At 66.9% G+C, this 25,959-nt stretch carries 22 protein-coding genes; 10 read left to right on the top strand and 12 right to left on the bottom strand.

The window, feature by feature from the left end; translation table 11 throughout:
- Both ORI27_RS33180 and ORI27_RS19805 read right to left on the bottom strand, forming a co-directional pair.
- The coding region (locus ORI27_RS33180; protein WP_410174324.1) for a DUF2563 family protein at positions 1 to 115 on the bottom strand (115 nt) is incomplete at its 3' end.
- Positions 116 to 168: 53 nt separating this feature from the next.
- A complete protein-coding gene (locus ORI27_RS19805; protein WP_265998794.1) occupies positions 169 to 816 on the bottom strand; it encodes a phosphatase PAP2 family protein in 648 nt (215 codons plus the stop codon).
- A gap of 38 nt (positions 817 to 854) precedes the next feature.
- On the opposite strand from ORI27_RS19805, the gene ORI27_RS19810 reads away from it, so the two are divergent.
- Positions 855 to 1,337, top strand: a complete 483-nt coding sequence (locus ORI27_RS19810) for a hypothetical protein (RefSeq protein ID WP_265998793.1) — start codon at positions 855 to 857, stop codon at positions 1,335 to 1,337.
- Positions 1,338 to 1,350: 13 nt separating this feature from the next.
- Here ORI27_RS19810 and ORI27_RS19815 read toward each other — a convergent pair whose 3' ends face one another.
- Entirely contained in the window at positions 1,351 to 2,121 is a 771-nt protein-coding gene (locus tag ORI27_RS19815; protein ID WP_265998792.1) for a trans-aconitate 2-methyltransferase, read from the bottom strand.
- A gap of 29 nt (positions 2,122 to 2,150) precedes the next feature.
- Between ORI27_RS19815 and ORI27_RS19820 the strand changes: the two genes are divergently transcribed.
- Both ORI27_RS19820 and ORI27_RS19825 read left to right on the top strand, forming a co-directional pair.
- Entirely contained in the window at positions 2,151 to 4,055 is a 1,905-nt protein-coding gene (locus ORI27_RS19820; RefSeq protein WP_265998791.1) for a glycosyltransferase family 39 protein, read from the top strand.
- A 58-nt stretch (positions 4,056 to 4,113) separates the two neighbouring features.
- Entirely contained in the window at positions 4,114 to 5,301 is a 1,188-nt protein-coding gene (locus ORI27_RS19825; protein ID WP_265998790.1) for an alpha/beta hydrolase, read from the top strand.
- Positions 5,302 to 5,310: 9 nt separating this feature from the next.
- Here the strand turns inward: ORI27_RS19825 and ORI27_RS19830 are convergent, their stop codons facing one another.
- Complete coding sequence (locus ORI27_RS19830; protein ID WP_265998789.1) at positions 5,311 to 7,923, bottom strand: hypothetical protein; 2,613 nt, start codon at positions 7,921 to 7,923, stop codon at positions 5,311 to 5,313.
- Between ORI27_RS19830 and ORI27_RS19835 the strand changes: the two genes are divergently transcribed.
- On the top strand, positions 7,913 to 8,305 hold the full coding sequence (locus ORI27_RS19835) for a hypothetical protein (protein ID WP_265998788.1): 393 nt from the start codon (positions 7,913 to 7,915) through the stop codon (positions 8,303 to 8,305). The genes ORI27_RS19830 and ORI27_RS19835 overlap by 11 nt on opposite strands.
- Positions 8,306 to 8,334: 29 nt before the next feature.
- Here ORI27_RS19835 and ORI27_RS19840 read toward each other — a convergent pair whose 3' ends face one another.
- Positions 8,335 to 9,234, bottom strand: a complete 900-nt coding sequence (locus ORI27_RS19840; RefSeq protein WP_265998787.1) for an SAM-dependent methyltransferase — start codon at positions 9,232 to 9,234, stop codon at positions 8,335 to 8,337.
- 33 nt (positions 9,235 to 9,267) lie between these two features.
- Positions 9,268 to 10,164 carry an oxygenase MpaB family protein gene (locus tag ORI27_RS19845; protein WP_265998785.1) on the bottom strand — a complete coding sequence of 299 codons (897 nt, stop codon included), beginning with the start codon at positions 10,162 to 10,164 and terminating at the stop codon, positions 9,268 to 9,270.
- Positions 10,165 to 10,248: 84 nt separating this feature from the next.
- Between ORI27_RS19845 and ORI27_RS19850 the strand changes: the two genes are divergently transcribed.
- Positions 10,249 to 10,869 carry a TetR/AcrR family transcriptional regulator gene (locus ORI27_RS19850; RefSeq protein WP_265998784.1) on the top strand — a complete coding sequence of 207 codons (621 nt, stop codon included), beginning with the start codon at positions 10,249 to 10,251 and terminating at the stop codon, positions 10,867 to 10,869.
- Here ORI27_RS19850 and ORI27_RS19855 read toward each other — a convergent pair.
- Entirely contained in the window at positions 10,866 to 11,444 is a 579-nt protein-coding gene (locus ORI27_RS19855; RefSeq protein WP_265998783.1) for a VOC family protein, read from the bottom strand. The genes ORI27_RS19850 and ORI27_RS19855 overlap by 4 nt on opposite strands.
- A gap of 124 nt (positions 11,445 to 11,568) precedes the next feature.
- Here ORI27_RS19855 and ORI27_RS19860 point away from each other — a divergent pair, with 124 nt between their 5' ends.
- The 4 genes from ORI27_RS19860 to ORI27_RS19875 are packed head-to-tail and all read left to right on the top strand — an operon-like array spanning position 11,569 to position 17,197.
- Positions 11,569 to 12,690, top strand: a complete 1,122-nt coding sequence (locus ORI27_RS19860; protein WP_265998782.1) for an alpha/beta hydrolase — start codon at positions 11,569 to 11,571, stop codon at positions 12,688 to 12,690.
- Positions 12,666 to 13,652 (top strand): 2-hydroxyacid dehydrogenase, encoded by a 987-nt coding sequence (locus ORI27_RS19865; RefSeq protein ID WP_265998781.1) that lies wholly within the window; start codon positions 12,666 to 12,668, stop codon positions 13,650 to 13,652. The genes ORI27_RS19860 and ORI27_RS19865 overlap by 25 nt, the downstream gene beginning before the upstream one ends.
- Positions 13,630 to 15,021: an MFS transporter gene (locus tag ORI27_RS19870; RefSeq protein WP_265998780.1), complete on the top strand. Its 1,392-nt coding sequence runs from the start codon at positions 13,630 to 13,632 to the stop codon at positions 15,019 to 15,021. Before ORI27_RS19865 ends, ORI27_RS19870 begins: the two co-directional genes overlap by 23 nt.
- A complete protein-coding gene (locus ORI27_RS19875; RefSeq protein WP_265998778.1) occupies positions 14,999 to 17,197 on the top strand; it encodes an acyl-CoA dehydrogenase in 2,199 nt (732 codons plus the stop codon). The genes ORI27_RS19870 and ORI27_RS19875 overlap by 23 nt, the downstream gene beginning before the upstream one ends.
- Positions 17,198 to 17,209: 12 nt before the next feature.
- On the opposite strand, the gene ORI27_RS19880 is transcribed toward ORI27_RS19875, so the two are convergent.
- Both ORI27_RS19880 and fadD2 read right to left on the bottom strand, forming a co-directional pair.
- Positions 17,210 to 18,991, bottom strand: coding sequence for a DUF1214 domain-containing protein (locus tag ORI27_RS19880; protein ID WP_323055634.1), 1,782 nt, complete (start codon positions 18,989 to 18,991; stop codon positions 17,210 to 17,212).
- A gap of 181 nt (positions 18,992 to 19,172) precedes the next feature.
- On the bottom strand, positions 19,173 to 20,870 hold the full coding sequence (gene fadD2, locus ORI27_RS19885) for a long-chain-fatty-acid--CoA ligase FadD2 (RefSeq protein WP_265998777.1): 1,698 nt from the start codon (positions 20,868 to 20,870) through the stop codon (positions 19,173 to 19,175).
- Positions 20,871 to 20,936: 66 nt separating this feature from the next.
- On the opposite strand from fadD2, the gene ORI27_RS19890 reads away from it, so the two are divergent.
- Positions 20,937 to 22,142, top strand: a complete 1,206-nt coding sequence (locus ORI27_RS19890) for a DNA polymerase domain-containing protein (RefSeq protein WP_265998776.1) — start codon at positions 20,937 to 20,939, stop codon at positions 22,140 to 22,142.
- A gap of 174 nt (positions 22,143 to 22,316) precedes the next feature.
- Here the strand turns inward: ORI27_RS19890 and eccE are convergent, their stop codons facing one another.
- Genes eccE through eccD form a run of 3 tightly spaced genes read right to left on the bottom strand, consistent with a single transcriptional unit; the run spans position 22,317 to position 25,944 of the window.
- Entirely contained in the window at positions 22,317 to 23,186 is an 870-nt protein-coding gene (gene eccE, locus ORI27_RS19895; protein ID WP_265998775.1) for a type VII secretion protein EccE, read from the bottom strand.
- Complete coding sequence (mycP, locus tag ORI27_RS19900; protein WP_265998773.1) at positions 23,183 to 24,553, bottom strand: type VII secretion-associated serine protease mycosin; 1,371 nt, start codon at positions 24,551 to 24,553, stop codon at positions 23,183 to 23,185. Before mycP ends, eccE begins: the two co-directional genes overlap by 4 nt.
- A complete protein-coding gene (gene eccD, locus ORI27_RS19905) occupies positions 24,550 to 25,944 on the bottom strand; it encodes a type VII secretion integral membrane protein EccD (protein ID WP_265998772.1) in 1,395 nt (464 codons plus the stop codon). Before eccD ends, mycP begins: the two co-directional genes overlap by 4 nt.
- Positions 25,945 to 25,959 lie beyond the last annotated feature (15 nt).

Genomic DNA, 25,959 nt, shown 5'->3' on the forward strand with positions numbered 1-25,959 from the left:
TTCCCGACGCCGGAGACACGCGACGCAGCTGGTCAGCACCCTCCATCGCCAGCGCGGCCGCACTGTACGACCGGTTTGCACCCGAGCGCAACTCACCCACGTCGACCTGCACCACACACCCCCTAACGAGTTAGCTGTCGCTAAAGGGTACTACGCATGGTTTGCTGGTCAACTCAGTCGCACCAGCACGCCAGTCTCAGGGCGCGGTACCAGCTGCAGGCACACCAGGTAATAGAGGTAGCCGAGCGCCCAACCGGCCAGCACATCGGACGGGTGGTGAACGTTGAGCACCACCCGCGCCAAGCCGACCAAAACGATCAGCACGCCACCGAGAACGCCCAGCCACGCTCGCAGTCCGGGGGTGAGACTCGGCCACAGCACGGTGAGCAATGCCAACACCCCCACCATTGCCCCCAGGGCATGCCCCGACGGAAACGACGTCGACGAAGCGTAGACCAGCGCCGTCGCCGGTCGCGGCCGGTCGGCCAGGGACTTGGCGCCTTCGGTCACCATCCCCATCAACCCGATGCTGAGCACCAAGAACAACGCCGTCAGCACGTTTCGACGGAGAAGCGCCACGATCAGCAGCACCAGCGCGAGCAACCGAAAACCGTTCGGCCCGAACACGGCGCAGAACAGCGTCCAGAACGACACCCATCCGGGACGGGAGGCGCCGATGGTGTGGAACGCCTGCAGCATCTGGGTGTCGACGGTGTCCAGCCAGGCCCAGTTCTGCAGGTAGCCGACCCACATCGCCGCGTAGACCAGCGCGGCGATCGCGGCCGATACGATCAACCAGAATTTCTTCGACGCCATCCCTTCTTCAGTACCACGGCATCTGGCACGATCTCGACGTGGCCGTGTTCCTGCGTCGGTTGTTCGGAATCGGGAAGCTGCCGCGCGAGATGCGCGAGCAGTTCGACAGCGAGGGCATCATCTACCTCGCCGAGTACGTCGCGGTCAGCCGCCGGTTCAGCGGCAAGATACCGGGATTCCGCGCCAACGGAAGTTTCGCGAGCTATGTCGGGTCCCTGGTGTTCACCTCCCAGCGTGCCGTCGCCACGCTGTCGAGCGTTCCCAAGGTCGCCGGCCGCACCATGGATGTCCGCTGGGACGATCCGCAGCAGGGCGCCGTAAATGCTGAAATTTCCAGTGCTGGAGTCAGTTTGGAGGTCGACATCGCCGCCATCGACCCTCAGTTCAGCGGCCACCTGTCACTCACCTACAAGACGGAAATCCCCGACGATGTGTTGACTCGCCTGCCGAGGAGGAACCTCGCGTTCGAAGTCCCGGCCGAATACGTCTACCGCGCGGTCGGAGTGCCACACAACCCGTGACCGGGCCGCAGCATCACCTCGGCCCGACTTGAGCGACGAAGAAGATACGCCGGAACGGGAAGTAGGTGCGGCCGTCGGGCCGCACTGGGTAGGCCTGGTTCAACAAAGGGATCAACTCGGCGCGGAACTGCTGCCACTGATCGTCGGTCAACCGATCGCGTAGCGGGGTGAGCGCGGTGCCGCTGATCCAGTTCAGCACCGGATCCGGCCCGGTCAGTTCGTGGATGTAGGTGGTCTCCCACGCGTCGACGGTGCAACCCGCGCCGGTGAGCAACTCGGCATACCGAATGGGCGTCTCCACCGCGTCAACGTTCCGGAAAGCGAAATCGCCCAGCACTTTTGACCAGTGCGCCTGATCCGCCAGCGAGCGGATCGCGACGTGCGAGGGGGCATCGAAGTTGCCGGGGACCTGAACGGCGATCCAGCCGCCCGGCTCCAGCAGGCCGGCCCAGCGCACCATCAGCTCGCCGTGGCCGGGGATCCACTGCAACGCCGCGTTGCTGAACACGACATCGGTGTCCGAGCGTGGCGTCCAAGCGCTGATATCGCCGAGTTCGGCGTCGATACCGCGTTCGCGCGCGGCGGCGACCATCTCCGGTGAGCTGTCGACCGCCTCCAGTGCGGCGTCCGGCCAGTGCTGGGCAAGCTGTTCGGTGAGATTGCCCGGCCCGCAGCCCAGGTCCACCACCCGTCGCGGTGACCGGGCCCCGATACGCGCGAGCAGATCGAAGAACGGGCGTCCACGCTGATCGGCGAAGGCCAGATACGTCTGCGGATTCCACATGCAGCCACTTCACCACACCGGCGCCCATCATGAAATCCACAGCGTCTTCCCAGCTGTCGCGCCGTGAGCACGTCAGCACCGTCGTGCACCGTGGTGCGGTGACCGCCACCGCCACCGCCGACCGCGCCGACATCGTCGCCGTGCCCGGGCCCGCCTTCGAGGAACGCACGGCGCTGAGGTGGCCGATCATCGCCCTGAGCTGCCTGCTGGTGGTCACGGCTGCGCTCTACCTCTGGAATCTGCCCATCAACGGCTACGGCAATTCGTTCTACGCGGCGGCCGCCGAGTCAGGCGCCAAGGACTGGACCGCATGGTTCTTCGGCTCCCTGGACCCGAACAACTTCATCACCGTCGACAAGCCGCCGGCGGCACTGTGGGTGACCGGGCTGTCGGTACGACTGTTCGGGATGAACAGCTGGGCCGTATTGGTGCCGCAGGCGTTGATGGGTGTCGCCGCCGTGGCCATCCTGTACGGGACGGTCCGCCGCATCGTGACCGAACCGACCCGCGGCCCGATCGCGGGGCTGATCGCCGGCGCTGTCCTTGCCCTCACACCCGCAGCGACGTTGATGTTTCGCTACAACAACCCCGACGCCCTGCTGGTGTTGCTGATGGTCGTGGCGGCCTACTTCCTGGTACGCGCGGTCGCCACCGCGTCGTGGCGATGGCTCGCGCTGGTCGGTGTCGCGTTGGGATTGGCTTTCCTCACCAAGATGTTGGCCGGTCTGATGGTCCTGCCCGCCTTCGGCCTCGCCTATCTTCTTTTCGCGCAGACGAATTGGTGGCGGCGTGTACTGCATCTGCTGGGCGCGACGCTGGCGCTGGTGATCTCCGCCGGCTGGTGGGTGGCGATCGTCCAGTTGTGGCCCGCCGGTTCGCGCCCCTATATCGGCGGCTCGACCGACAACACGGTGCTCAATCTGGCATTGGGCTACAACGGCGTCGACCGCATCATCGGCGGCGGCACGGGCTCGATAGGGTTCCACGGCGGCTGGGGCAGCCGGGCCGGGGTCCTCCGAATCCTCTCCGGGGAGATGGGTTACGAGGTGTCCTGGCTGCTGCCCGCCGTCGCCATCGCGATCGTGGCCGCGGCGTATCTCGCCGTCCGCCGCAGACTCACCAGGATGGAAGCGGCCGGCTTCCTCATGTGGACGGTGTGGCTCGTCGTGTGCGGCCTGGTGTTCAGCTACATGACCGGCATGGTCCACCCGTACTACACCATCGCCCTGGCGCCGGCGGCAGGTGCACTGATCGGCCTGGCGGCCGTGTTGAGCAGGCCGGCGGCCATGGCCATGGTGGCCGTCGCCGCGGGCTGGGGCATCGTCCTGTTACACCGCGCCGACTTGGGCCCGACGTGGACCCGCTGGCTCATCGGGGCCACTGCCGTCGCGGCGGTGGTGCTTCTCGCGATGGCACTGACGGCTTGGCCACGGCTGACACCGTTCGCACTGGTCATAGCGTTGTTCGCGAGCCTCTGCGGAACGGCGATGTTCTCCGTTGCCACCGCCGCCACCCCACACAACGGATCGATCCCGAACGCCGCTCACACAGCCAACGTATGGCCGACCATCGGGTCCCGCTTCGCGAAGACCCTGGTGATGGGCGCCAGTTCGGGCAATGTCGACCCGCGGCTGGCCGCAGCGCTGGGCGCCACGCACACCAGGTGGTCAGCAGCGACCTCGGGATCGCAGGCCGCCGCTTCGCTGGAGATCGCGTCCGGCACCGCGGTCATGGCGATCGGCGGATGGAGCAAGGACCCGGTACCCACCCTCCACCAGTTCGTCGACGCCGTACACGCCGGCAAGATCACCTACTACGTCGAGAGCGGGCGGATGCGCCGCCACGACCGCGTCGGCGGGCAGATCGCCGACTGGGTACAGCATCATTACCAACCGATGAAGGTGGGCGGCGCAACGGTGTATCGCCTGTTGTGAGGCGCCCGCGCGGCTAGCATCCTCGGCAAGGTGATACCCGCTCGGAAAGGCCGCGACAATGACGTCGGACGTTGATATCCCCATCCCCGTGCCCGATGTTGCGGGTGCCGATGCCGGTTACGAGGGGCTTCCCGACCGCTCCGACCTGACGGCAGTGCAACGACTCGTCGTCGACTCGTCGGCCGTCGCCGACATCGGCCTGCGTACGGCGATCGCCTCCCTGGTCGGGGTATCCATGCTGCCGACGGTCGCCAAGGGCATCGTCCGCCGCTCCGACCTGCACCGTGAGCGCAGCAACCTCGAGTTCTACGCCGAGCTCGCCGCACGCCACGACCCGGCAGCGTCGTTCCCCGCCCCCACGGTGCTCCCCACGGTGTCGGCCCGGCCGGCGAACCGGATCGCCCACCACATCGCACGCGGCAACGTGCACAACATCCGTTTCGAGAGCAGCTTCGAACCGGTCAACCCGAAGATGCGCAAGCAGTGGAAACGGTTGGAGCGCAACAACACCGTTTGGGCCCAGCACTGGCGTCACGACGACGGTCCGCGACCGACCCTGTGCGTGATCCACGGGTTCATGGGTTCGCCCTACCTGTTCAACGGCTTGTTCTTCTCGCTGCCGTGGTTCTACCGGACCGGGTACGACGTGTTGCTCTACACGCTGCCCTTCCACGGCCGCCGCGCCGAAAAGGGCTCCCCGTTCAGCGGTTACGGCTTCTTCTCACAAGGGATGGCCGGATTCGCCGAGACCATGGCCCAGGCGGTCCACGACTTCCGCTCGGTGATGGACTGGTTGCGCGACACCGGCGTGGAGCGCATCGCGCTGACCGGAATGTCGTTGGGCGGCTACACCTCGGCTCTGGTCGCCTCGGCCGACGATCGGCTCGAGGCGGTGATCCCCAATGTTCCGGTGGTCACTCCCGAGCGGACATTCGACGAATGGTGGCCGGCCAACAAGCTGATCGAGTTGGGCCGCAGGTTCGGCACGATCAGCCGCGACGACTCGGCCGCCGCCTCGGCGTACCACTGTGCGCTGAACTACGCTCCGCTGGTGGCACGGGATCGGCGGCTCATCATCACCGGCCTCGGGGATCGGTTGGCCCCGCCCGAGCAATCCGAAGCGCTGTGGGAACACTGGGATCGCTGTGCGCTGCACTGGTTCCCGGGTAACCACATCCTGCACGTCAGCCAGCCGGAGTATCTGCGCCGCATCAATCGGTTCCTGCGGGCGTTCATGTGGGACTAGGGCGGCTGCTCAGACTTGCGGCGGGCCGGGATAGTCGGTGAGGCTCACCACCGGGCCCGTAGCAGCCAGGCCCGACGGATTCTCGATCCATTGGTCCCTGACGATCATGGTGCTGTTCGGCAGGCAGATGATCGCGTCACCGTAGGTGCGGAGGTAAGTGTCGCCGTAGGACAGTGTGCCGGTGGAGTACGGCGGGACATTCTGCTTGACGGTGGTGGATTCGGAGTCCTTCTCCTGGACGGAACCGGTATACAGAACGGTTGCTTCAGCTTCGATCTGCAGGCCTAGGAACACGCCCGCCTTCTCCTTGACCTTGATCCCCCCGCCGGTAGACCAGCTGTTGGTCTCGGACTTGTAGGTCGTGAGGGTTTCGGAGAACGAGTTTTCCTGCGAGGCGTTGTTGTAGTTGTACCGGGAGGGCGCGGTTACCGGTGCGGTGTAATAGCTCTGGCCGATGACGTTGACGCCGCACGAGCCGGGGGTCTGGCCCGCCGAGTTGTAATAACACGCGGCATCGACCGCCGCGGCGGCAAGGTTCGGATCCGCGGTGAGGTCGAAGGTGCTGAGGGTGGGCTGGATGATGTACATGACCTCAGCGGAATTCACTTCATCTTCACCGCCGTCCATACAGGCCGACGTCTGGCACTTAACGGCTGACCCACCGTCGGGGAAGTTCTTCAGGATCGCCTCGCTGATGGTCGCCGTCCCGCCGTCGTTGCGCTGCCATTTCACCACGGCCTCTTGGGCGCCATAGGCGGCGTAGTCCACTTCGATCCGCACCATCTGGAACGGCTGAAGGACATAGCCTTCCGTCGGGGATTCATCTTCTTCGATCTCCCCACCGATCGCGATGAGCTTCTGCGGGTACGGCGTCAGGTTGACGATTTCGAAACCGCGCGTGGACAGTTGGTCGGGATGACCGGTGAGCAGAACCTGGGGCAGGCTCAGGATCGCCCGCGTTTCGGACTTCACGAAATCCCGAATCGCCGCGCCGAACGTCTTACGAGCCGGAGCGGGATCAGCCTCGGGTGCCGCGATATCCGCCGGTGTCGGATTACTGACCGGTGCCGACGTGTTGGTGGGGGCGGTCGGGACGGACGTCGAGTTGGGATAGGGATCCGGGCCGGTTCCGATCGCGTAGTCGACGGTAGTCCAGATGGGCGCAGCAACCGGTGTCCCATCCTCGTTCTTGGCGTCAGCGGGAACCGGGCTCACGTACTCGATATCCGGGATCTTGATGGTGACGTCCTTGTCGGTCAACGTCATATCGACGATGTCGTGATATTCCCCGTAGGACAGCTGGATCTGACCGTACATCCCAGGCGCCACATTCACCGTCGCACCCTGCTTGGTGATGACGCCGTCGGTCCAGCTGTGCCCGTACTTCTCCTGAATTACCGCACTGACTTCCGACTCGAAATTCAGTGGGCCGAGGGAGAACTTGATCGAGCCGCCGGCCGCGATCTTCAAGTTCTGTTCTATCCCGTTGGTCTTGACCGCCTCATGGAACACCTCGTAGGTGTTGCTCGAGTCCACGGTCCCGTAGTTGAAGACAGTGTTGCCGACATTCTTGGCGGCGGAGTACACGATCGTCTCGTCGACGGCGTCCTGGGTGCAGCTGCCACGGTTCCCGCACAGGGCCGTGGCGACGATCGCCTGTCCCACCCCATCGGTGGGGCTGATGGTGATTTCGGTGCCCGCTTTCGGCAGGAAGAGAACCGTCTGGCTTACCGCCGCCTGGGGGTCCCCCGTCACCGGATTCGGGGTATTGAACACATCCGATTGCACGTCGCTGCTCGACGGCGTCACGAAGGCACTGTCGAACCGGACGTAGACATCGAAGCTGCTGGTTCCGTCCGTCCAATCCATGGTGGCCCGACTGGACGTGTCGTCATCGTTGTTGGTGTAGAACCCCATTTCGACCTGGCGGGCAGTGTCGAGGACGTATCCGTTCTGCGGGCCGAAGGCCAGCGGGTCATACGTCGACAGGTTCGTCAGGGTCAGCGGCCGGCCGGTCAGGTTGATGAACGTGAGCTGAATGCTGGGCTGCGGAACGGGAATATCGGTGCTGGACACGCACTTCGAATCCACGCACGAGCCGGGGAACTCTTCTTCCGCGCTGCGGCCGGTGAGGTCCGCAACCAATGCCTGGACCGGTTGCAGCAGCGTATTCAATGCCAGCACAACGCGAGTGCCGACAGGCCCCAGAGGAACCGGGCCCGACGCGGCCACTGGTTGCGTGGCGAGTTGGCCGGTCGCGGTGTCCGTGTCGCCCACTTCCCGGCGTGCGGCGGCCGCCAGCATCCATTCTGCCGGGGAACCCGGGGTATTGGTCAGCGGCGTGGCCAACGAGCTCAACACCGCCGTCACCAGGTCGGTGCCGGAACGCATGATGGAGGCGGGCGCCGGCAGGCTGGCGACCCGAAGCGTCGGTGTCGCGGCGGCCGCCGCGGCGACGGGTGCCACGGCGAGCGCTCTGGTCGTCTTCGTCGTGTCGGCGGAAGGTTCGTCGGGTCCGGTGCCGACGGATGACCGCGTAGCAGCGACGAGGCCGGCGGTCTCCGTCTTCGTCGTGACATGTGTTGTGGTGCGGGGTGATCCGGTCTTCGACGTGACGGTCAAGGCGCTCAGCTTCGGCTTCGCGGGTCCGGTCTTCGGCTTGCCGGCCGACCCCCTCGGCTTCGGCTTCGCCGATCCGGTCTTCGTTGTGGTCGCCGGACCGGTCGACGCCGAGGACGAGCTGTCGTCGGACGACGTGTCGGCCTCGGCGACGGGAACGGGACTGCTGGCCAACGCCACCCCGAGCCCCAGTGCGACGGTTGCGGCCGCCGCACGAGTGGTGAGCATGACTGGTTTCATCGAGTCCTCCGACCGTAGCGGTGGGCGCGCTGGACGACTGCGCGGCGGCACTCGAATATTTATCAGCTCAGCCAATTTATTGCCGGTTTCAAACTGTCTGTTCAGCAGTTCATGGCAGGTCGTTCGACTTACAGACGCTCGCTGATCACCCTGCGTCCCAAGGTGACTCGCCGACTAGCCCTTGACCGCGCTCACCAGGGTGACGCTGGCGAGCATATTGGCCGCCTCGGCGCTCGTAGGCGCGACGGAACGTCCGGCCGTCGTCAGATAGTCCAACAACGCGGTGTCCTGGGCCGTCCATCCGCGCTCGCCGAACCACTGCGCGGCCGGGGCGTGCTGCTCGTTGTACACCAGCTGCCACCATTGGCCGCGCTCGTTGTCGATGGCCTTGGCCTCCTGGACCTTCACCCGGAACGCATCGCGATCCATCGGCTTGCCCTCCTCGACCGCGAGGTGGCTGCCCGCACTGGCCAACGAGTCGATCCCGGTGAACAATTGCTCCTGGGCGCGGGCGGGCAGGTAGATCAGCAGCCCCTCGGCGATCCACGCCGACGGAAGACCCGCTTGAAAGCCGCTGTCGGCCAACGCCTGCGGCCAATCATCGCGGAGGTCGACCGCGACCTCACGCCGCTCGGCCCGCGCGGCGGCACCGTATGCGGTGATCGCGTCGCGCTTGAAGTCCAGCACCTGTGGCTGGTCGAGTTCGTACACCGTGGTGCCGGCGGGCCAATCGAGCCGGAAGGCGCGGGAGTCCAGTCCCGCGGCCAGCAGAACGATCTGGCGCACTCCGGCCCGGGCCGCACGACGGAAGTACGCGTCGAAGTAGCGGGTCCGCGCGGCTTGGAACGTGACGAAGTACTGGCCGAACTCGAGCGACGTGAGTGGATGCTCGGGCGCCCGACCGTCGAGCACCGCGGCCCACACACCGCCGGCTGCCCGGCAGAACACCTCGGCGAAGGGGTCAACAGCCAGTGGATCAGCCTTCTGCGCCTCCAGCGCCCGGGCGGCCGCGACGAACAAGGCCGTCGAGCCGACGCTGGTGGTGATATCCCAGGTGTCGTCGTCAGTTCGCACGTCCGCGAGGGTACGCGCGCATCCTGGCGGGGCTCACACCAACGGCCGGCCGGTGCGAATCCGCCGATCCACGTCGCGCAACAACAGATTGAACGGGAACTCGCGCAGGAATCGCGGTGTCAGATTGTTGACGAACCGAATGGCCGCCATCAGCCGGTCGAACTTGCGCTGCTTGTCCGCGTTCCACTCGAGCCGCATTTCATCACGGAAGCGCTGCGGTAGGAAACCGGTGGTGATGAGCAGGTTCAGTCCCTCGTGGGCGCGTTGCACCCGCGCCGGCAATCGAACATCGCGTAACCGTGACACCGCGAAGGGGTAGAGGTACTCGCGGATCGTATCGTCGATGTGGACCTTGTCCAGCGACTCCTGCCAGTACCGATCGAACGCCGCCCGGTCGGCCGGCCACATCTCGGCGGGCACCTGCAAGGTGGTCGCCAATGCCATGCTGTCTCGGTAGTGCCGATCCGCGGTCTCGTCGTCCATCTCGCCGATGAAGATCCGGGCGACGTCAACGCCACCCTTGTACAGGCAGGCCGCCACCCACAGCTGCAGGTCCTTGTCGAATGCGTTGTACTGCACCGGGCTGTCGGGAGTCGAGTACACCTGGGCGTGCGACTTGTTCACGGCGCGTCGGTACGCCTTTTTCTGCTCCTCGCTGCCGCGGGTGGCCACCGCGAGATAGGTGAAGGTCGTGCGCGCCCGCTTGACCGGGTGCCGGTCGGCCCGCCCGCTCTCGACCCGGCTCTCCATGACGCCATAGCCGACGCCTGGTCGGGCCAGCTCCATGATCACGTTCGCCGGCCCGGCCAGCAGCGCCACACCCATCAGGCCGTCGTCGAAGCCAGGACCCAGCCTGCGGCGCCGTGACCGCAGCGGCGGCGCGCTCACGGCGCGGTCGACGTGGCTGATGACGGGTTCTCGGATCGCCACTGCGCGTCACCTATCGTGATCAATTCTGACAACAAATGTTTCCCAATATTGCCGCCCAGGCCGCAGCAATGTCAAGATGGGCTAATGACGCAGGCGCGCCCCTATGGCGGCGTGGACGCCGCCGATCGGCTGGCTCGGCGACGAGCCCGCCTGTTGCAGGCTGGGTTGGAATTACTGGGCAGCGACGTCGACCCCGCTGAGCTCACCGTTCGGGGCATCTGCCGAGAGGCCGGGGTCGCCACCCGCTACTTCTACGAGAGCTTCACCGACAAGGACGAGTTCGTCGCGGCGGTATTCGACTGGGTGGTCGCCGACTTGGCCGCCACCACCCAGGCGGCGGTCGCGACGGCCCCGGTCGAGACGCAGAATCGCGCGGCGATGGCCAATATCGTCCGGACCATCGAACTCGATCCCCGGGTCGGACGGCTGATGTTCAGCTCGCAACTGTCCAACGCCACAGTGGTACGCAAGCGGCAGGAATCGGGCGCGCTGTTCGCCATGTTGTCGGGCCAGCACCTCGAAGAGATGCTGCGACGTCCGGCCAACGATCGGATCAAGGCGTTCGCGCACTTCGTTGTCGGCGGTGTCGGCCAGACGATCAGCGCGTGGCTGGGCGGGGAGATCGAGCTGACACCCGGCGAGCTCGCCGATCAGCTCAGCGCGATCATCGACGAACTCGGCGCTCCACGCCTGTTCCGCGACTAGCCCGCGGTGATCGGCTGCCTGCGGTCGGCTGCGGTCTTGGGCCGCGTCACCGCGTCGCTATCAGTGAATTCCCTGGTCCAACAGGCGAATTCGAGGACTATCCCGTCCGGATCGGTGAAGTAGAACGACCGCACGTACACCCCGGGGTGCAGTTCGCGGGTGGACTGACGGGGACTGTTGTCATGGTTGAGCACCGGCCCGACCCGAACCCCCTTCTCCTTGAGCCGGCGGCGGTACTCGTCGAACTTCTCCGCGGGCACATGAAATGCCAGGTGGTTCATCGAACCCACCGCGCTGACGATCGAGCCCAAGCCGGGCAGCGCCGCCGGCGTGGTGTTGCCTGCCGTACCGTCCGGGGCCTCGGCGAACCAGAAGAACGCGACACAGTCGCCGTTACCGGCATCGAAGAAGAAATGCTGACCCATGTCGTCGGGCAGATCGAGCGACTTGATCAGCGGCATACCCAGCACGTTCGAGTAGAAGTCTTTCGTGCGCTCCATATCGGAGCACACCAGCGCAACGTGGTTGATACCGCCGAGCTCGAATTCGGGGTTGGTGTTGTGCGGCTTGATCATCACGTGCCCTTACAGATACTGGTCAACTCTCCCATCCGAACCTAACACCGGATTCAGGCGTGCACATCGACGCTGGCGAATATGGTCTCCTCATCGACTCGACACCCCAGGAGGCCCACTGACCATGCCAACCCCCGGAGTCGTTCGTGAGTTCATCGGGGTCACCTCCCCGACTGCACGGCGGGCCGGCGCCGGCGGGCATCCCTGTCAGGGCCTCTACCACCGCGGGGTGGGCCGCAAGCCCAAAGTCGCCGTCATCGCCAGCCACTACCAGATCGACTTCTCCGAGCACTACCTCGCCGACTACCTGGCCACCCGCGGTGTCGGCTTTCTCGGTTGGAACACCCGCTTCCGCGGCTTCGAGAGCAGCTTCCTACTCGACCACGCCCTGGTCGACATCGGCGTCGGGGTGCGCTGGCTGCGCGAGATCCAGGGCGTGGAAACGGTTGTCCTGCTCGGCAATTCTGGTGGCGGCTCGTTGATGGCCGCCTACCAGTCGCAGGCGGTCGAGCCCAACGTCACACCGCTGGAAGGCATGCGCCCCGCAGCCGGGCTGACCGAGCTGACGCCGGCCGACGGCTACATCGCCAGTGCGGCTCACCCCGGCCGCCCGGAGGTACTGACGGCCTGGATGGACGCGGCCGTCATCGACGAAAACGACCCATTGGCCAGCGATCCCGAGCTCGATCTCTTTGCCGAACACAACGGCCCGCCGTTCTCCCCCGATTTCCTCACCCGTTATCGGGCCGCCCAGGTCGCCCGCAACCACGCGATCACCGACTGGGTCGAGACCGAATGGAAGCGGGTCCAGTCCGCCGGCTTTACCGACCGGCCGTTCACCGTGATGCGGACCTGGGCCGATCCGCGCATGGTCGACCCCTCCATCGAGCCCACTCGACGTCAGCCCAACCTCTGCTATGCGGGCGTACCGGTGAAGGCGAACCGCTCCGCTCACGGCATCGCTGCCGCTTGCACGCTGCGCAACTGGCTGGGCATGTGGAGCCTCAAGACCGCGCAGACCCGCGCCGAACCCCACCTGGGCCGGGTCACCTGTCCGGCCCTGGTGATCAACGCCGACCAGGACACCGGGGTGTTCCCGTCGGACGCCCAGCGGATTTTCGACGCACTGGCCAGCACCGACAAGACCCAGTGCTCGATCGATACCGACCACTACTTCACCACCCCGGGAGCCCGCAGCGAGCAGGCCGACACCATCGCGAAGTGGATCACCAAACGGTGGCGGTAAGGGTTCTGGCTCATTTCCTTCCCGGTCAGAGTGTGTTGGACATCGTTGCGCCGGAAACGGGTTGGCTCGACGTCCGGTGGTGTCACGAAGACGACGACGAGACGCTGCACCGCGAACTGCCCGAGGCCGAGGTGATCTGGCACGTGCTGCGTCCGCTGTCCGGCGCGGACCTGAGTCGCGGGCAGCGGCTGCGCCTGGTGCACAAGCTGGGCGCGGGTGTGAACACCATCGACGTCGCGGCGGCGACCGAACTGGGCATCGCGGTGGCCAACATGCCCGGCGCCAATGCTCCGTCGGTCGCCGAGGGCGCCGTGCTGCTCATGTTGGCCGCCCTGCGGCGGCTCCCCGCGCTGGACCGCGCGACCCGCCAGGGGCTCGGCTGGCCGACGGACACCAGTCTGGGCGAGACGGTGCGCGATATCGGCAGTTGCACCGTCGGACTGGTGGGTTACGGCAACATCGCCAAACGCGTCGAGAAGATAGTGCTCGCCATGGGCGGCACCGTCGTGCACACCAACACCGCCGACGACGGCACCGACACCTGGCGACCGCTTTCCGGCCTGCTCGCCGAAAGCGACATCGTCAGCCTGCACCTTCCGCTGACTCCCGCCACCGACAAGCTCATCAACACCGCCGCGCTGGACACCATGCGGCCACATGCTGTCCTGGTCAACACTTCTCGCGGCGGAGTCATCGATGAACCGGCACTCGCCGATGCGCTGCGCGATGGGCGGCTCGCCGCCGCCGGGCTCGATGTGTTCGCCAGCGAACCCGTCGACCCGGACAATCCGCTGCTACAGCTCGACAACGTCGTGGTGACTCCACACGTCACCTGGTACACGGTCGACACCATGCGGCGGTACCTTATTCACGCGGTCGACAATTGTCGCCGTCTCCACGACGGCCGCGACCTGGTCAACGTCGTGAACGGGAGGCAGGATGTCCGCCGCATCCACCGGTGAGCAAACGCTGGAAACCCGCACGCTGCGCAAGGTCATCATCCGTGTCGTGCCCTTCCTGATGGCGCTGTATTTCGTCAACTATCTCGACCGCACCAACCTCGGTATCGCCAAGGCCGACATCAGCGAGCACCTGCAGCTCACGGCGAGCATGTTCGGGCTGGCGTCGGGCATCTTCTTCATCGGCTATGTGCTGGTGGAGGTGCCGTCCAACCTGGCACTGGAGCGTTTCGGCGCGCGCCGCTGGCTCGCGCGCATCGCGGTGTCGTGGGGAATCGTCGCGGTGGCAATCGGTTTCGCGCCCAATGCGGCCACCCTCCTGGTGTTGCGGTTCCTGCTGGGTGTGGCCGAGGCCGGGTTGTTTCCCGGCGTGATCTTCTATCTCACCCGCTGGTTTCCCGGCGCCTACCGGGCCCGCATCGTAGCGATGTTCATGTTGGCCAGTCCGATCGCGGCGGCCGTCGGAACCCCGGTGTCCGCGTGGTTGATCCAGGCCGGTGAAGGCGTGTTCGGGCTGGCCGGCTGGCAGTTCATGATGATCGGCGTCGGCCTGCCGGCGATCATCCTGGGCATCATCTGCTGGTTCTACCTCACCGATCGCCCGGCCGACGCGCATTGGCTGAACCCCGACGAACGGCAATGGCTGATCAACGTGCTGGCCGCCGAGGAACGCGAAGTCGCCGGTTCCTTCGACTTCCCGCTGCGACGCGCGTTGACCAGCCCACGAATCTGGCTGCTGTCGTTGGTCTATTTCGGTATCGCCTACGGCCTGTACGCGCTGGCGTTCTTCCTGCCGTCGATCATCTCGGGGTTCAAGGAGTCCTTCGGCATGCAGCTGTCGATCGTGCAGGTGGGCCTGATCACCGCGGTGCCCTACACCCTGGCCGCGATCGCGATGTACCTGTGGTCGCGACACGCCGACAGCAGGAGCGAACACGTCTGGCATGTGGCCATCCCCATGGGACTGGGCGGCCTGGCGATTCCGGTCGCGTTGTATCTGGACAGCCCCGTGCTGGTGATGATCCCGGTGAGCATCGCCGCCATCGGCGTGTTCAGTGCGATTCCCAGCTTCTGGACACTGCCGGCGCAGTTTCTCACCGGCGCAGCGGCCGCCGGAGGGATCGGTCTGATCAACTCGATCGGCAATCTCGGCGGATTCGCCGCCCCGTACGCCACCGGTGCACTCAACCAATTCACCGGCAGCGACAAAGCCGGCATGTGGGCGGTGGGGATCATGATGATCGTCTCCGCGGTCGTGGTGGTGGTCCTGCGCGCCACCCCGATCGGGACAGCTAGTCGGGCGGGTACCCTCGGTCCCAACCCACCGGTTAATAGGGAAGGCATCCACCATGCCCATCGCGATCACACCTGAGCACAACGACCTCGCGGACTCGGTGAAGTCCTTCGTCGCGCGGGTGGCACCGTCGGAAGTCCGCCACGAAGCGCTGGAGACCCCGGTGCCCAACCCGCCGCCATACTGGAAGGCCGCGGCCGAGCAGGGACTGCACGGCCTGCATCTGGCCGAGGCGGTGGATGGCCAGGGTTTCGGCCTGCTGGAGCTGGCGATCGTGATCGCCGAATTCGGCTACGGCGCGGTACCGGGCCCGTTCGTGCCGTCGGCCATCGCCAGCGCACTGATTTCGGCGCATGACCCCGATGCCAAGCTGCTGAGCCAACTGGCCGCCGGGGAACTCATCGCCACCTGTGCACTCGAGTCCGGCCTGACCGCGACCCGGCAAGACACCACGCTGGTGATCCGCGGCGAAGCCCGCTCGGTGCCCGCCGGCGCGCAGGCCTCGATCCTGGTATTGCCGGTGTCCCTCGAAGGCGGTGTCGAATGGGTGATCCTCGATGCCGCCGAACTCGAGATCGAGCCGGTGACTTCGGTGGACCTGCTGCGCCCGGTCGCCCACGTGCGCGCCAACGCCGTCGAGGTCACCGGCGACGCGGTGTTGTCCAACCTGTCACAGCCGGCCGGGCGGGCGATCCTCACCACGCTGCTGTCCGCCGAGGCCGTCGGGATCGCCCGGTGGGCCACCGACACCGCCGCGGCCTACGCGAAGATCCGCGAGCAGTTCGGCCGCCCGATCGGCCAGTTTCAGGCCGTCAAGCACAAGTGCGCGGAGATGATCGCCACCACCGAGCGCGCCACCGCGGCGGTCTGGGATGCCGCCCGCGCACTCGATGAAGCCGCCGAAAAGGCCTGGGACAACGAACAAACCGCGTATGAATTCGCCGCGTCGGTCGCCGCCAGCCTGGCACCGGCCGCCGCCCAGCACTGCACGCAGGACTGCATCCAGGTGCATGGTGGCATCGGCTTCACCTGGGAGCACGACGCAGGCGTGTATTACCGACGCACCCTCGGCCTGGTGGCCGCGTTCGGACGGTCGTCGGAGTATCCGCAGAAGGTGTTCGACACCGCGACGACCACCGGCATGCGGGCGATCAACATCGACCTCGATCCCGAGACGGAACAGTTGCGTGCCGAGATCCGCGCGGAAGTGGCTGCGCTCAAGGCCATTCCACGTGAGGAGCGCAAGGCCGCGATCGCCGAGGCCGGCTGGGTGCAGCCGCACCTGCCCAGGCCGTGGGGCCGGGCGGCCAGCCCCGTCGAACAGATCATCATCGCCCAGGAGTTCACCGCCGGCCAGGTCAGGCGCCCACAGATGGGCATCGCGGCCTGGCTCATCCCGTCGATCGTGGCATTCGGTAACGACGAGCAGAAGCAGCGCTTCCTGCCGCCGACCTTCCGCGGCGAGATGATCTGGTGCCAGCTGTTCTCCGAGCCGGGCGCGGGATCCGATCTGGCCAGCCTGACCACCAAGGCCACCAAGGTCGACGGCGGCTGGCGGATCACCGGCCAGAAGATCTGGACCACCGGCGCCCAGTACGCACGCTGGGGCGCGCTTCTGGCCAGGACGAATCCCAGCGCACCGAAACACAATGGCATCAGCTATTTCCTGCTGGACATGAAAAGCGAAGGGGTCGAGGTCAAGCCGCTCCGTGAACTCACCGGCCACGCGATGTTCAACACGGTGTTCATCGACGACGTGTTCGTTCCCGACGAGCTGGTACTCGGCGAGGTGGACCGCGGCTGGGAGGTCAGCCGCAACACCCTGACCGCGGAGCGGGTTTCGATCGGCAGCAGTGAGCCCGGATTCCTGGCCAACCTCGACGCGTTCGTCAGCTTCGTCGGCGACGGCCACTTCGATCAGATCGGTCATCACCGGGCCGGTGAACTGATCGCCGAGGGGCATGCCGCCAAGCTGATGAACCTGCGGTCGACCCTGCTGACGCTGGCCGGCGGCGACGCGATGCCGTCCGCGGCGATCTCGAAACTGCTGTCGATGCGTACCGGGCAGGGCTACGCCGAGTTCGCGGTATCGTCGTTCGGCATCGACGGCGCCATCGGGGATCCCGAAGCGCTGGAAGGTAAATGGGCCGAGTACCTGCTCGGCAGCCGGTCGACCACCATCTACGGCGGCACCTCGGAGGTGCAGCTCAACATCATCGCCGAGCGGCTACTCGGCCTGCCCCGCGATCCGTAACCCCACGGCCGGTCAGGCCTGCGGGTAGGGCGCCCAACGCTTGTCGAAGCCGGCCTTGCGAAGCGTGAGCTGTTCGTCCCGCTGGGCCTGTGTGATCACGGCCGTGCCGTTGGTGTCGTGGGTGAGCTCACTGAGCTTGACAACCTCGGCTTGGACACCCGGCTGAGCCGGATCGTCGGTGTTCAGGTCCTGGAATCGCATCGAGATGATGCCCTGGTTGAGGCCGCCGGTCGAAATCCAGTTCGCCACAAGGGGATCCGTGGGCGAGATCACCACCGTGTAGGTTCCGTCGTCGTTGCGCACAGCCTGGTCGGAGTTGAGGCTGGTCAGCTCGTTCCAGTAGTCGTCGGTGATCGTCCAGTCGTTGTAGACCGGAATGCTGACGAACCCGGCATTGCCGGGATCGATCGTCAGCACAAGGGCCTCGTCGTCGGCGAGTTGGAAGTAGCCGTTGCTCTGTAGCTGGTTGGCCAGGAACTCGGCGTTACTGGCCGGCTGCGTCATGGTGTTGGGCTGTCGCGGCATACCGGTCTCGGGGTCCGTGGTGGCCAATGCCATGTACTTGGCTTCCTGGTTGGCGCCCCGAATCACCATCAGCAATGCGGTCAGCGTCCCGCGCACGATCGGTGCGTCCGCGATCGGCAACGGCGGGACCAACGACACCAAATTCGCCAGCACCGGGTTGTCGTTGACCACCGACCCGAAGAACAAGAATCCGCCAAGCTGGGCGAACAGGCTGTTCGGCGGCCCGCCCACCTTGTGTACCGCCAGATCCATCGGTTCTTCGGTGTTCCAGTCGCCCAACGTGTTTCGCACCGCGACGAGAGTGGAGCTGGACGTCAGCTGCAGATGGTTCTTCTCCCCGGGTGCGGCCGGATCGCCGTTGACGGTGATCACGAACGAACCGTCGTCACTGACGTCGATATCGGACAGGCTCAGGATCGTCGACGTCTTGCCCGAGCTTCCCTCCAACACGCTGAAGGTGGTGTCCGCCGGGATCTCGTCGTAGAAGCGGCCCGTGATCACGTAGTCCGACGTCTTGTTGACCGGGATGAACCGATAGATGGTGTCGGGGTTGTCATACAGCAGCCGTGATCCGCCGACGTCGACGCCGTACCAGCTGTGCGGGGGCGCGACCTGGGTGACCACCGCGGGGTTCATCGGGTTGAGGATCTGCTCGGAGAACGCCGAGGCGAGCGCGTACTCGTCGACCGCGTTGTCCAGCGCCGCCAGGTTCGCCGCGTCGGGGCCGCCGACCAGGGCGAATTGCTTGTTGGCCGCGGCGAGGAACCCCTGGCGCAGAATGATTTTCATCAACTTGACCGGCAACGTGTTGACGGCCTGCATGGCGAGCTGTTCGCGGGAGATCTGTTGTTGGGTGCCCAGCGGGCTGACCTCGTTGGTCAGGGTGACCGCAGTGGTCACCTCGGCCCTCTGCTGCAGTGCCACCGGCCGGCGGCGCGTGTACGCCACCGCGGCCAGATCCGCGGGCGATGTGACGGGAGTGCCCGGATCGTTGGCCCCACTGCGGCCCGACGACCCGATCGTGCGGTGCACGGCGGTCACCCTGGACGAGGTCGACGCGATCGCGACCCGCGCCGACTTGCCCTGAGCGCGGTGGTTGGCCGAGCCAGGAGACTTCTTGGCGCTCGCCGAGTGCGACGACGATCCCGAGCCCGACGAATGGGCCGAGCCGCCGGTGTCGGCCTGCGCGGTCGGCATGGCGAGCGCCGCACCGACACCCAGGAAAACGGCGAGTGCACCCACCCGACCGACGTACTTTGCGGAGCTCACGGTCGGTCGCGAACCGCCGTCGACGCTTGGGATTGCCCGGGCCGCTGGACGCATCACGCCTCCGCACTGTGTGGGGTGTCACTTGGTGAATCTGGTGTAGCACAGATCACAATTCAAGTGCAACACCCCACTACCTTTGACTCATTAGTGAGACATATGAGTAAGGATGTCTAAATCCGGGCTACTGCACCTCGATCTGGCGCAGCTCTCGTTTGAGGATCTTGCCGGTGGGATTGCGCGGCAGCTCGGAAAGGAAGATCACTTCGCGCGGAACCTTGTAGCGCGCAAGGTGCTCGCGCACATAGTTCTTGACGGCTTCCTCGCTGAGTTCGGCTTGGTCCCGCAGGACGACGAACGCGCGCAGGCGAGCACCCCAGTCGGGGTCGTCGACACCGAGCGCAGTCGCCTCGACGACGTCGGGATGGCCACTGATGAGGTCCTCGACCTCGGCCGGGAAGACGTTCTCCCCGCCCGAGACGATCATCTCGTCGTCGCGGCCGCTGACGAACAGCAGCCCGTTGTGGTCGAAGTAGCCGACGTCACCCGACGACAGCAAGCCGTCGATGATCTGCTTGCCGCCACCACCGGTGTACCCCTCGAAGGGGAAACTGTTCCCGACGAAGATCCGGCCGACCTCACCCTGGGGCACCTCGTTACCGTCGTCGTCGAGGATCTTGATCTTCACGCCCCTGACGACCGGACCGACGGTAGCCGGGTTCATCTGCAGATCCTTCGGCCCGGCGATGGTGGCCAGCGCGACTTCGGTTGAGCCGTAGAGGTTGTAGATCACCGGACCGAGATCCTTCAGCGCGCGGGTGGCCAGTTCGGCGCCGAGTTGTGATCCCGAGACGAACACGATCCGCAACGACGACAGGTCGGGCTTGGTGTCCCCGGCCTCCAGGGCCTCCAGGGCCTCCAACGCGTCGAGCATGCGCGAGAGCATGACGGGCACCACCACCATTGCGGTGACCTTGTGCGTCTCGACGTCCTGGAGCACGACGGCCGGTTTGAACTTCCGATGCAGCACCAGCGTCGATCCCATGGTGAGCGCGATGGTGGCGTGCAGATAACCAAGCGCGTGGAACATCGGCGACGGCAGCGCGGTCACCTCTCCGGCGCGGAACGGCACGGCGGAGAGCACCCCGCCGATCGGGGCCAGCGTCGGCGGGGTGTTGCGGGTGGCTCCCTTGGGTGTGCCGGTGGTGCCACTGGTCAGGATGACGATCGACGACCGCTTGGTGACCTTGGGCGCCGGTTCGGTGCTGCTGCGGGCGATGAGGTCGGCCAGGGTCTCGTCGGTGCTGCCCGACGGCTCACCCTTCTCCGGGTTGGTTCCCAGCGCGCGCAGCTTGCCCAGCGGCGGCTCGGCAAGCTTGACGGCCTCGGCGTACTCGTCGTCGTAGATGATCAGCTTGGCGCCCTCACGGTCGGAGACGTCTCTGATCTGCGGCCCGGAGAACTCGGTGTTCAGCATGATGGTGCGGGCACCGACCCGCGCGGCGCCGTAGTTGGCGATCACGAACCAGCGGTGGTTGCGGGCCAGGATGGCCACCCCGTCGCCGCCCTTGACGCCCATGGCCAGCAGCCCGTTGGCCACCGCGTGGGCGGCGGCGTCGAGTTCGGCGTAGGTCATCGACCCCTCGTCGTCGACGATCGCCAATTTGTCGGGGGTGCGCCGGGCGTTGAGCGCCGGAACCATCCCGATCTCACCCCACCGGCGGATGTCGGATACCAGCGCGACGAGGTTCTGTGGTGGCTCGAGCCGCAACGCGCCCGACGAGATCATCTTGTGCAGGTAGTGCAGCTCAGAGGAGCCGCGTTCGGCCAATCGCTGCACCGTGGCCAACGCCTGAGCAGGCAGATCCATCAGACTGGGCATGCTTGCAACCCTATGTGACGTAGGTCGCAGTCAGGACGGAACGAGCAGGCTAATTACCATGGCCACATGGCCGACTTCGCGGAGATCGGGGGCCGCCGGGTCGCCATCAGCCATCCTGACAAGGTGGTCTTCCCGGCCGCGGGCGGACGCGAGCCGGTGACCAAGCTGGACCTCATCACCTACTACCTGGCCGTGGCCGACGGCGCGCTGCGCGGCGTCGCCGACCGGCCGATGATCCTCAAGCGATTCGTCAAGGGCATCACCGAGGAGGCGATCTTCCAGAAGCGCGCCCCCGAGAAACGTCCGGACTGGATCGACGTCGCCGAGCTGCGGTACGCGCGGGGAACATCGGCCAAGGAGGCGGTGCTGCACGACGCGGCCGGGCTGGTGTGGGCGGTCAACCTCGGCTGCGTCGATCTCAATCCGCACCCGGTCCGCTCGGGCGACCTCGACCATCCCGACGAGCTCCGCATCGACCTCGATCCGATGCCCGGTGTCGCGTGGCCGCAGATCGTGGATGTGGCGCAGGTCGCGCGGGAGGTGCTCGAGGATCACGGGCTGACCGCCTGGCCCAAGACCTCCGGATCGCGCGGCTTTCACATCTATGCCCGCATCGCGCCACGGTGGCCGTTCAAGCAGGTGCGACTGGCCGCCGAAACCGTGGCCCGCGAGGTGGCGCGCCGTGCGCCCGAATTGGCGACCAGCCAATGGTGGAAAGAGGAACGCCAGGGCGTGTTCGTCGATTTCAATCAGAACGCCAAGGACCGGACGGTGGCATCGGCGTACTCGGTCCGGGCCACCCCGGACGCCCGGGTCTCCACGCCGCTGACATGGGACGAGGTACCGGGGTGCCGGGCCGAGGAATTCACCATCGCCACGGTCCCGTCCCGGGTCGCCGACGTCGGAGACCCGTGGGCGCCGATGGACGACGCGGTCGGCTCGCTGGACGCGCTGCTGCGGCTGGCCGAGGAACTCGGGCCGGCGGAGAAAGCCCCGAAGGGCGGCAAGCCGCTGATCGAGATCGCGCGGACCAAGACCCGGGACGAGGCGATGGCGGCCCTGGATGTCTGGCGGGCCCGCCACCCCGAGGCCGCTCGGGTTCTGCACCCGACCGACATCCTGGTCGACGGTATGCGCGGGCCGAGCTCGATCTGGTACCGCATCCGGATCAATCTCGAACACGTACCCGAGGCCGCACGCCCGGCCCAGGAGGAGCTGCTGGCGGATTACAGTCCCTGGGAAGGGTATTCGGGTCGCCAAGGCCGGCCGTAAGCGCTGAGCGCAACCCACCGCCCACGCATAGGGCGATCAAAGCCGGCGACACTGGCGTCGTGACGATGCCCGCGGGTAGTGTTCGCTGATCTGCTCGCGACCGGTCACCGTCACTTCGTATTCTCCGGCCCGAAAGAGTTTGAGGCGTGATCTCCACCATGTCGGGCCCTTTCGTCAATTGAGCAGGCGTGCACCGGACAACGGGTGCAGTGCGGCCAGCGCGCGGGCCTGCCGACCAGGAATCCGTACCAGCCCGGGCGGCGGCGCGTCCGGCCGGCTTTCGGTGCGGATCGTGGCGGCCGCTCGGATCCGGTCCAGCGGCGACGTTCCGGCGATCTCCACCACCGTCCACGCTTCGTCGGCATCCGCGCCCACTGCCGCGAGCGCTTCGGGATTCTTCGCGGCGTAGGTGGTGAGGTAGCCGCGCTCGTCTGTGACCGTGCCCCATCGCTCACGCGCGCCCGCAGTCGCCAGATCCGGGACTTGGTGGGAATCGACAAGCGTTGCCGTCCAGCCGGTCTCACGCAACTGGCCGATGAGCCGGCGGGCGGCGTTCTCGGCGGTCTGGCGCAGCGGTATCTGCGCCGACCTGCCCTGCAGAGCACTCAGATTCCGTGCACCGCTGACCGTGAGCCCGATCCAGGTCGTCGCGTCCGATCCGGTGGTGCGGGTGGTGATCCGCACCGAATCGCACACCAACCCGTACCGGTCGAGGTAACCGGCGAGAAGCCCGAGCGGCAGTTCGCGCTCCCGGCTCTCGACGCGGGCGAGCACTGTGGTGATCACGTCCGCGCCCGTCGATCGCAGTTCGGCCGGTGCCGGGTGAATGGCCTTGCGGTGCAGCAGCACCCGCAGGCGCTGGGCGACGATCGTGGTGAGGAACCGGCCACGCCACCAGAGCAGCGACGCCAGCGCCACCGCGACGGCCACTCCCAGCGCCCACTGATCGTTGGTCGACCGCCACGGATAGGCCAGCACGGCCGACACGACCGCCAGCAGAACGACGGTGAGCCGCGCCGCACCCGGGCCAGGGATCCCGCTCATTCCCGTTCCTCCTTGCGTCTGCGCGTGACGACAGCGGCGACGACGACGGCGGCGAGCACCGCCGTGCCGATGAACGCGACCGTGCGCGGGGTGTGGTCGACCGGTGGCGGCGGGACAGGCGCCGCGATACGTCTGCTGGTCGGTGCCGGCGCGGTGTCGCCGGCGGAATCGATGGTCCAGGTCAGCGCTCCGACCGGATCGAGCGTTCCGGCGCCGACGAGGTTCGACGGCGCCTGCGCGCCGTTGTGCGCCGTCGATGTCAACCGCCGCACCACCTCGTCGGCAGACATGCCCGGATAGCGGCCGCGGACCAGAGCGGCCGCACCGGCGACATAGGCGGCGGCGAAGCTGGTGCCGTCCAGCGCAACCATCCCGCCGCGGCCGTCGGGCATGCCGTTGGCCAGGCCACCTGCGGCGTCGTTACTCACCGACACGATGTTCTGGCCCGGCGCGGCGATGCCCACCCACGGTCCGGCCATGGTGAAATCGGTGGGTTGCCCCTCGGCGGTCAGCGCTGCCACGGACAGCACGTATGGCTGCCACCAGGACGGCACCGACACCGACGTCACACCTGCCCAGTTGCGGGGATCACCAAGCGGTGCGGGATCGCCGACCGGATTCGACGCGCACTGCATTCCAACTGCACCGGCTCCTGCCCCACCCGAATCACCCGCAGCGGCGACGATTACCGCATCCTTGTCGATCGCGGCATAGCGTAGCGCCGCACCGAGGGTCTGCTGATCGCCGAGCCGATCAGGGGCCAGACAGGCGGCGGTCGAGATGTTGATGACCGTGGCGCCGAGATCGGCTGCCCGTACCACGGCTCGGGCCAGCGTCTCGATCTCGATGCCGGCCCGCACCGACGCGGGGTCTTTGCCAGCGGCGTTGGGCGAGAACCTCGGTGAGACCTGCCGGATCGACAGCAGCCGGGCGCCAGGAGCGACACCGCTGAATCCGTCCGGACCGGGTTGCCCGCCGATGATTCCGGCGATCAGCGTGCCGTGGCCGTCGCAGTCGGTGAGACCGTCCCCCGCCGCGAGGTAGTCACCGCCGCCGACAACGTTGGGCAGCCGAGGTCCCGGGCGCACCCCGGTGTCGATGACGGCTACCGTCTGGCCCTCGCCGCGCGAATATCTCCCTGCGCCAGCGAGATCGAGCATCACCTGATTGGGGTTGACCGCGCCGGGGTCGCTACCCGGCCGGATGCCGGTGGTCACGCATTCGGAGCGCTGGCTCATGCCCGCGGTCGGCCCGGCGGTGCCCGGTGGCGGCGGTGTGGCGGGGTCGGCGACGGGCGGGTTGACGGCACCGGCCACCGGTGCCGCGACCAGAAGCACCACCGCGGCGATCACGGCGGGCCGGATCATCGATCGAGGACCCATGTGAAGATACCGACCAGATAGACGATCACCGGGACCAGCGACGCGTCGATACCCGCGGCCAGGAACCCGATCAGCCGGCGCAGCGGCAGCGAGTACCGGTCCGCCGACGCCGTATCCGGGTTCACGGCCGCCACCACCCATGCGGCGGTGAGCGCACCGAGTGCCGCAACCACCCACCATGCGGCCAGGAACCGCTGATCGGCGACGAAGGCGACCAGCAGTCCACCGGTCACCAGGAACGGCTGGGCGAGCAGCCAGCCCTTGCACGCCGCGGTGTCCCACACCCGGGCCCGCAGCACCGCAGCTGCCGCGGCCGCCGCAACCAGGTACCAGCCCCAGGCGCCGGGGCCTTCGCTCCGACCGGCCACCATCAACGATCCGGCCGACGACAACAACACCCCACCCGCGATCAGCCCGGTCTGATGGGCCTCGCCGATACGCACCCGGCGGGGCAGATCGGCGAGCAGTCGCGCGGCCGGGCTCGACGGGGTCGGATCACCGGGGGCCGGGATCACCGGCAACGGAAAGCGTGCCCACATCGCCGCCAGTCCCGGGGCGGACACCGTGATCAGCAGGGCCACCACAATCAGTGCGCATCCCACCGTCAACGCGGGCAGTTGCCACCGGGCTGTCGCGCCCGCGACCAGCAGCGCCCCGAGACCGACAACTGCTGTGGCGGTGAATAATCCGACACCATCCTCGGTCTGGGTCAGGACGATCAGCGACCAGGCGGCCACGCCGGCGGCGGCCAGCATCACCTGCGACGCTCCCCACAGGCCGGGTACGGCAAGCCAGAAAGCCGAAACGATCGGCAGCAGGGCGGCGGCCGACACTCCGGTGGCCAGCCGAGCACAACGGGCACGCAACAGCAGCCCGGCGACCGCGGTGAGGACCGCGAGCGCGCTTACGGCGTAGAGACCGATCACCGAGGCGGTCGCGGCCCGATGGGCGATGCCGATGGCCGTCAGCGCCACCACGAACACCGCGGTGGCGATCGTGGCTCCCAGCTGCAGGCGGTGCGGACCCCAGGGCCGCGTGCGCGCAGCGGAGAAGATCACCGCGGCGTCGGCGATGTCCTCGACGACACCGGGCGTCGTCGGACCCGCGGGAACCGGTTGTAAGGCAAGGAGATCGCCGTCGACGACTCCGACCGTGTCCAGGCTCGCCTCCACGCTGAACGGCGCACCGCCGATCGGTGCCAGCGTCATCGGCGTGGGGACCGACGTCTCCGTATCGGAGTCCGGCTGCGGCACCAGCCGCTTCACCGCGGGCAGGATCTCGCGCAGCGGCAGCTCGGCGGGCAATGCCACATCGGTGATCCGGCCGTACGCCAGGACGGCGACGCGCACGATCGGCAGCACCGGGGTTTCGGTCATCGTTGTTCTCTCTCC

The organism is Mycobacterium pinniadriaticum (assembly GCF_026242045.1).
GTDB lineage: Bacteria > Actinomycetota > Actinomycetes > Mycobacteriales > Mycobacteriaceae > Mycobacterium > Mycobacterium pinniadriaticum.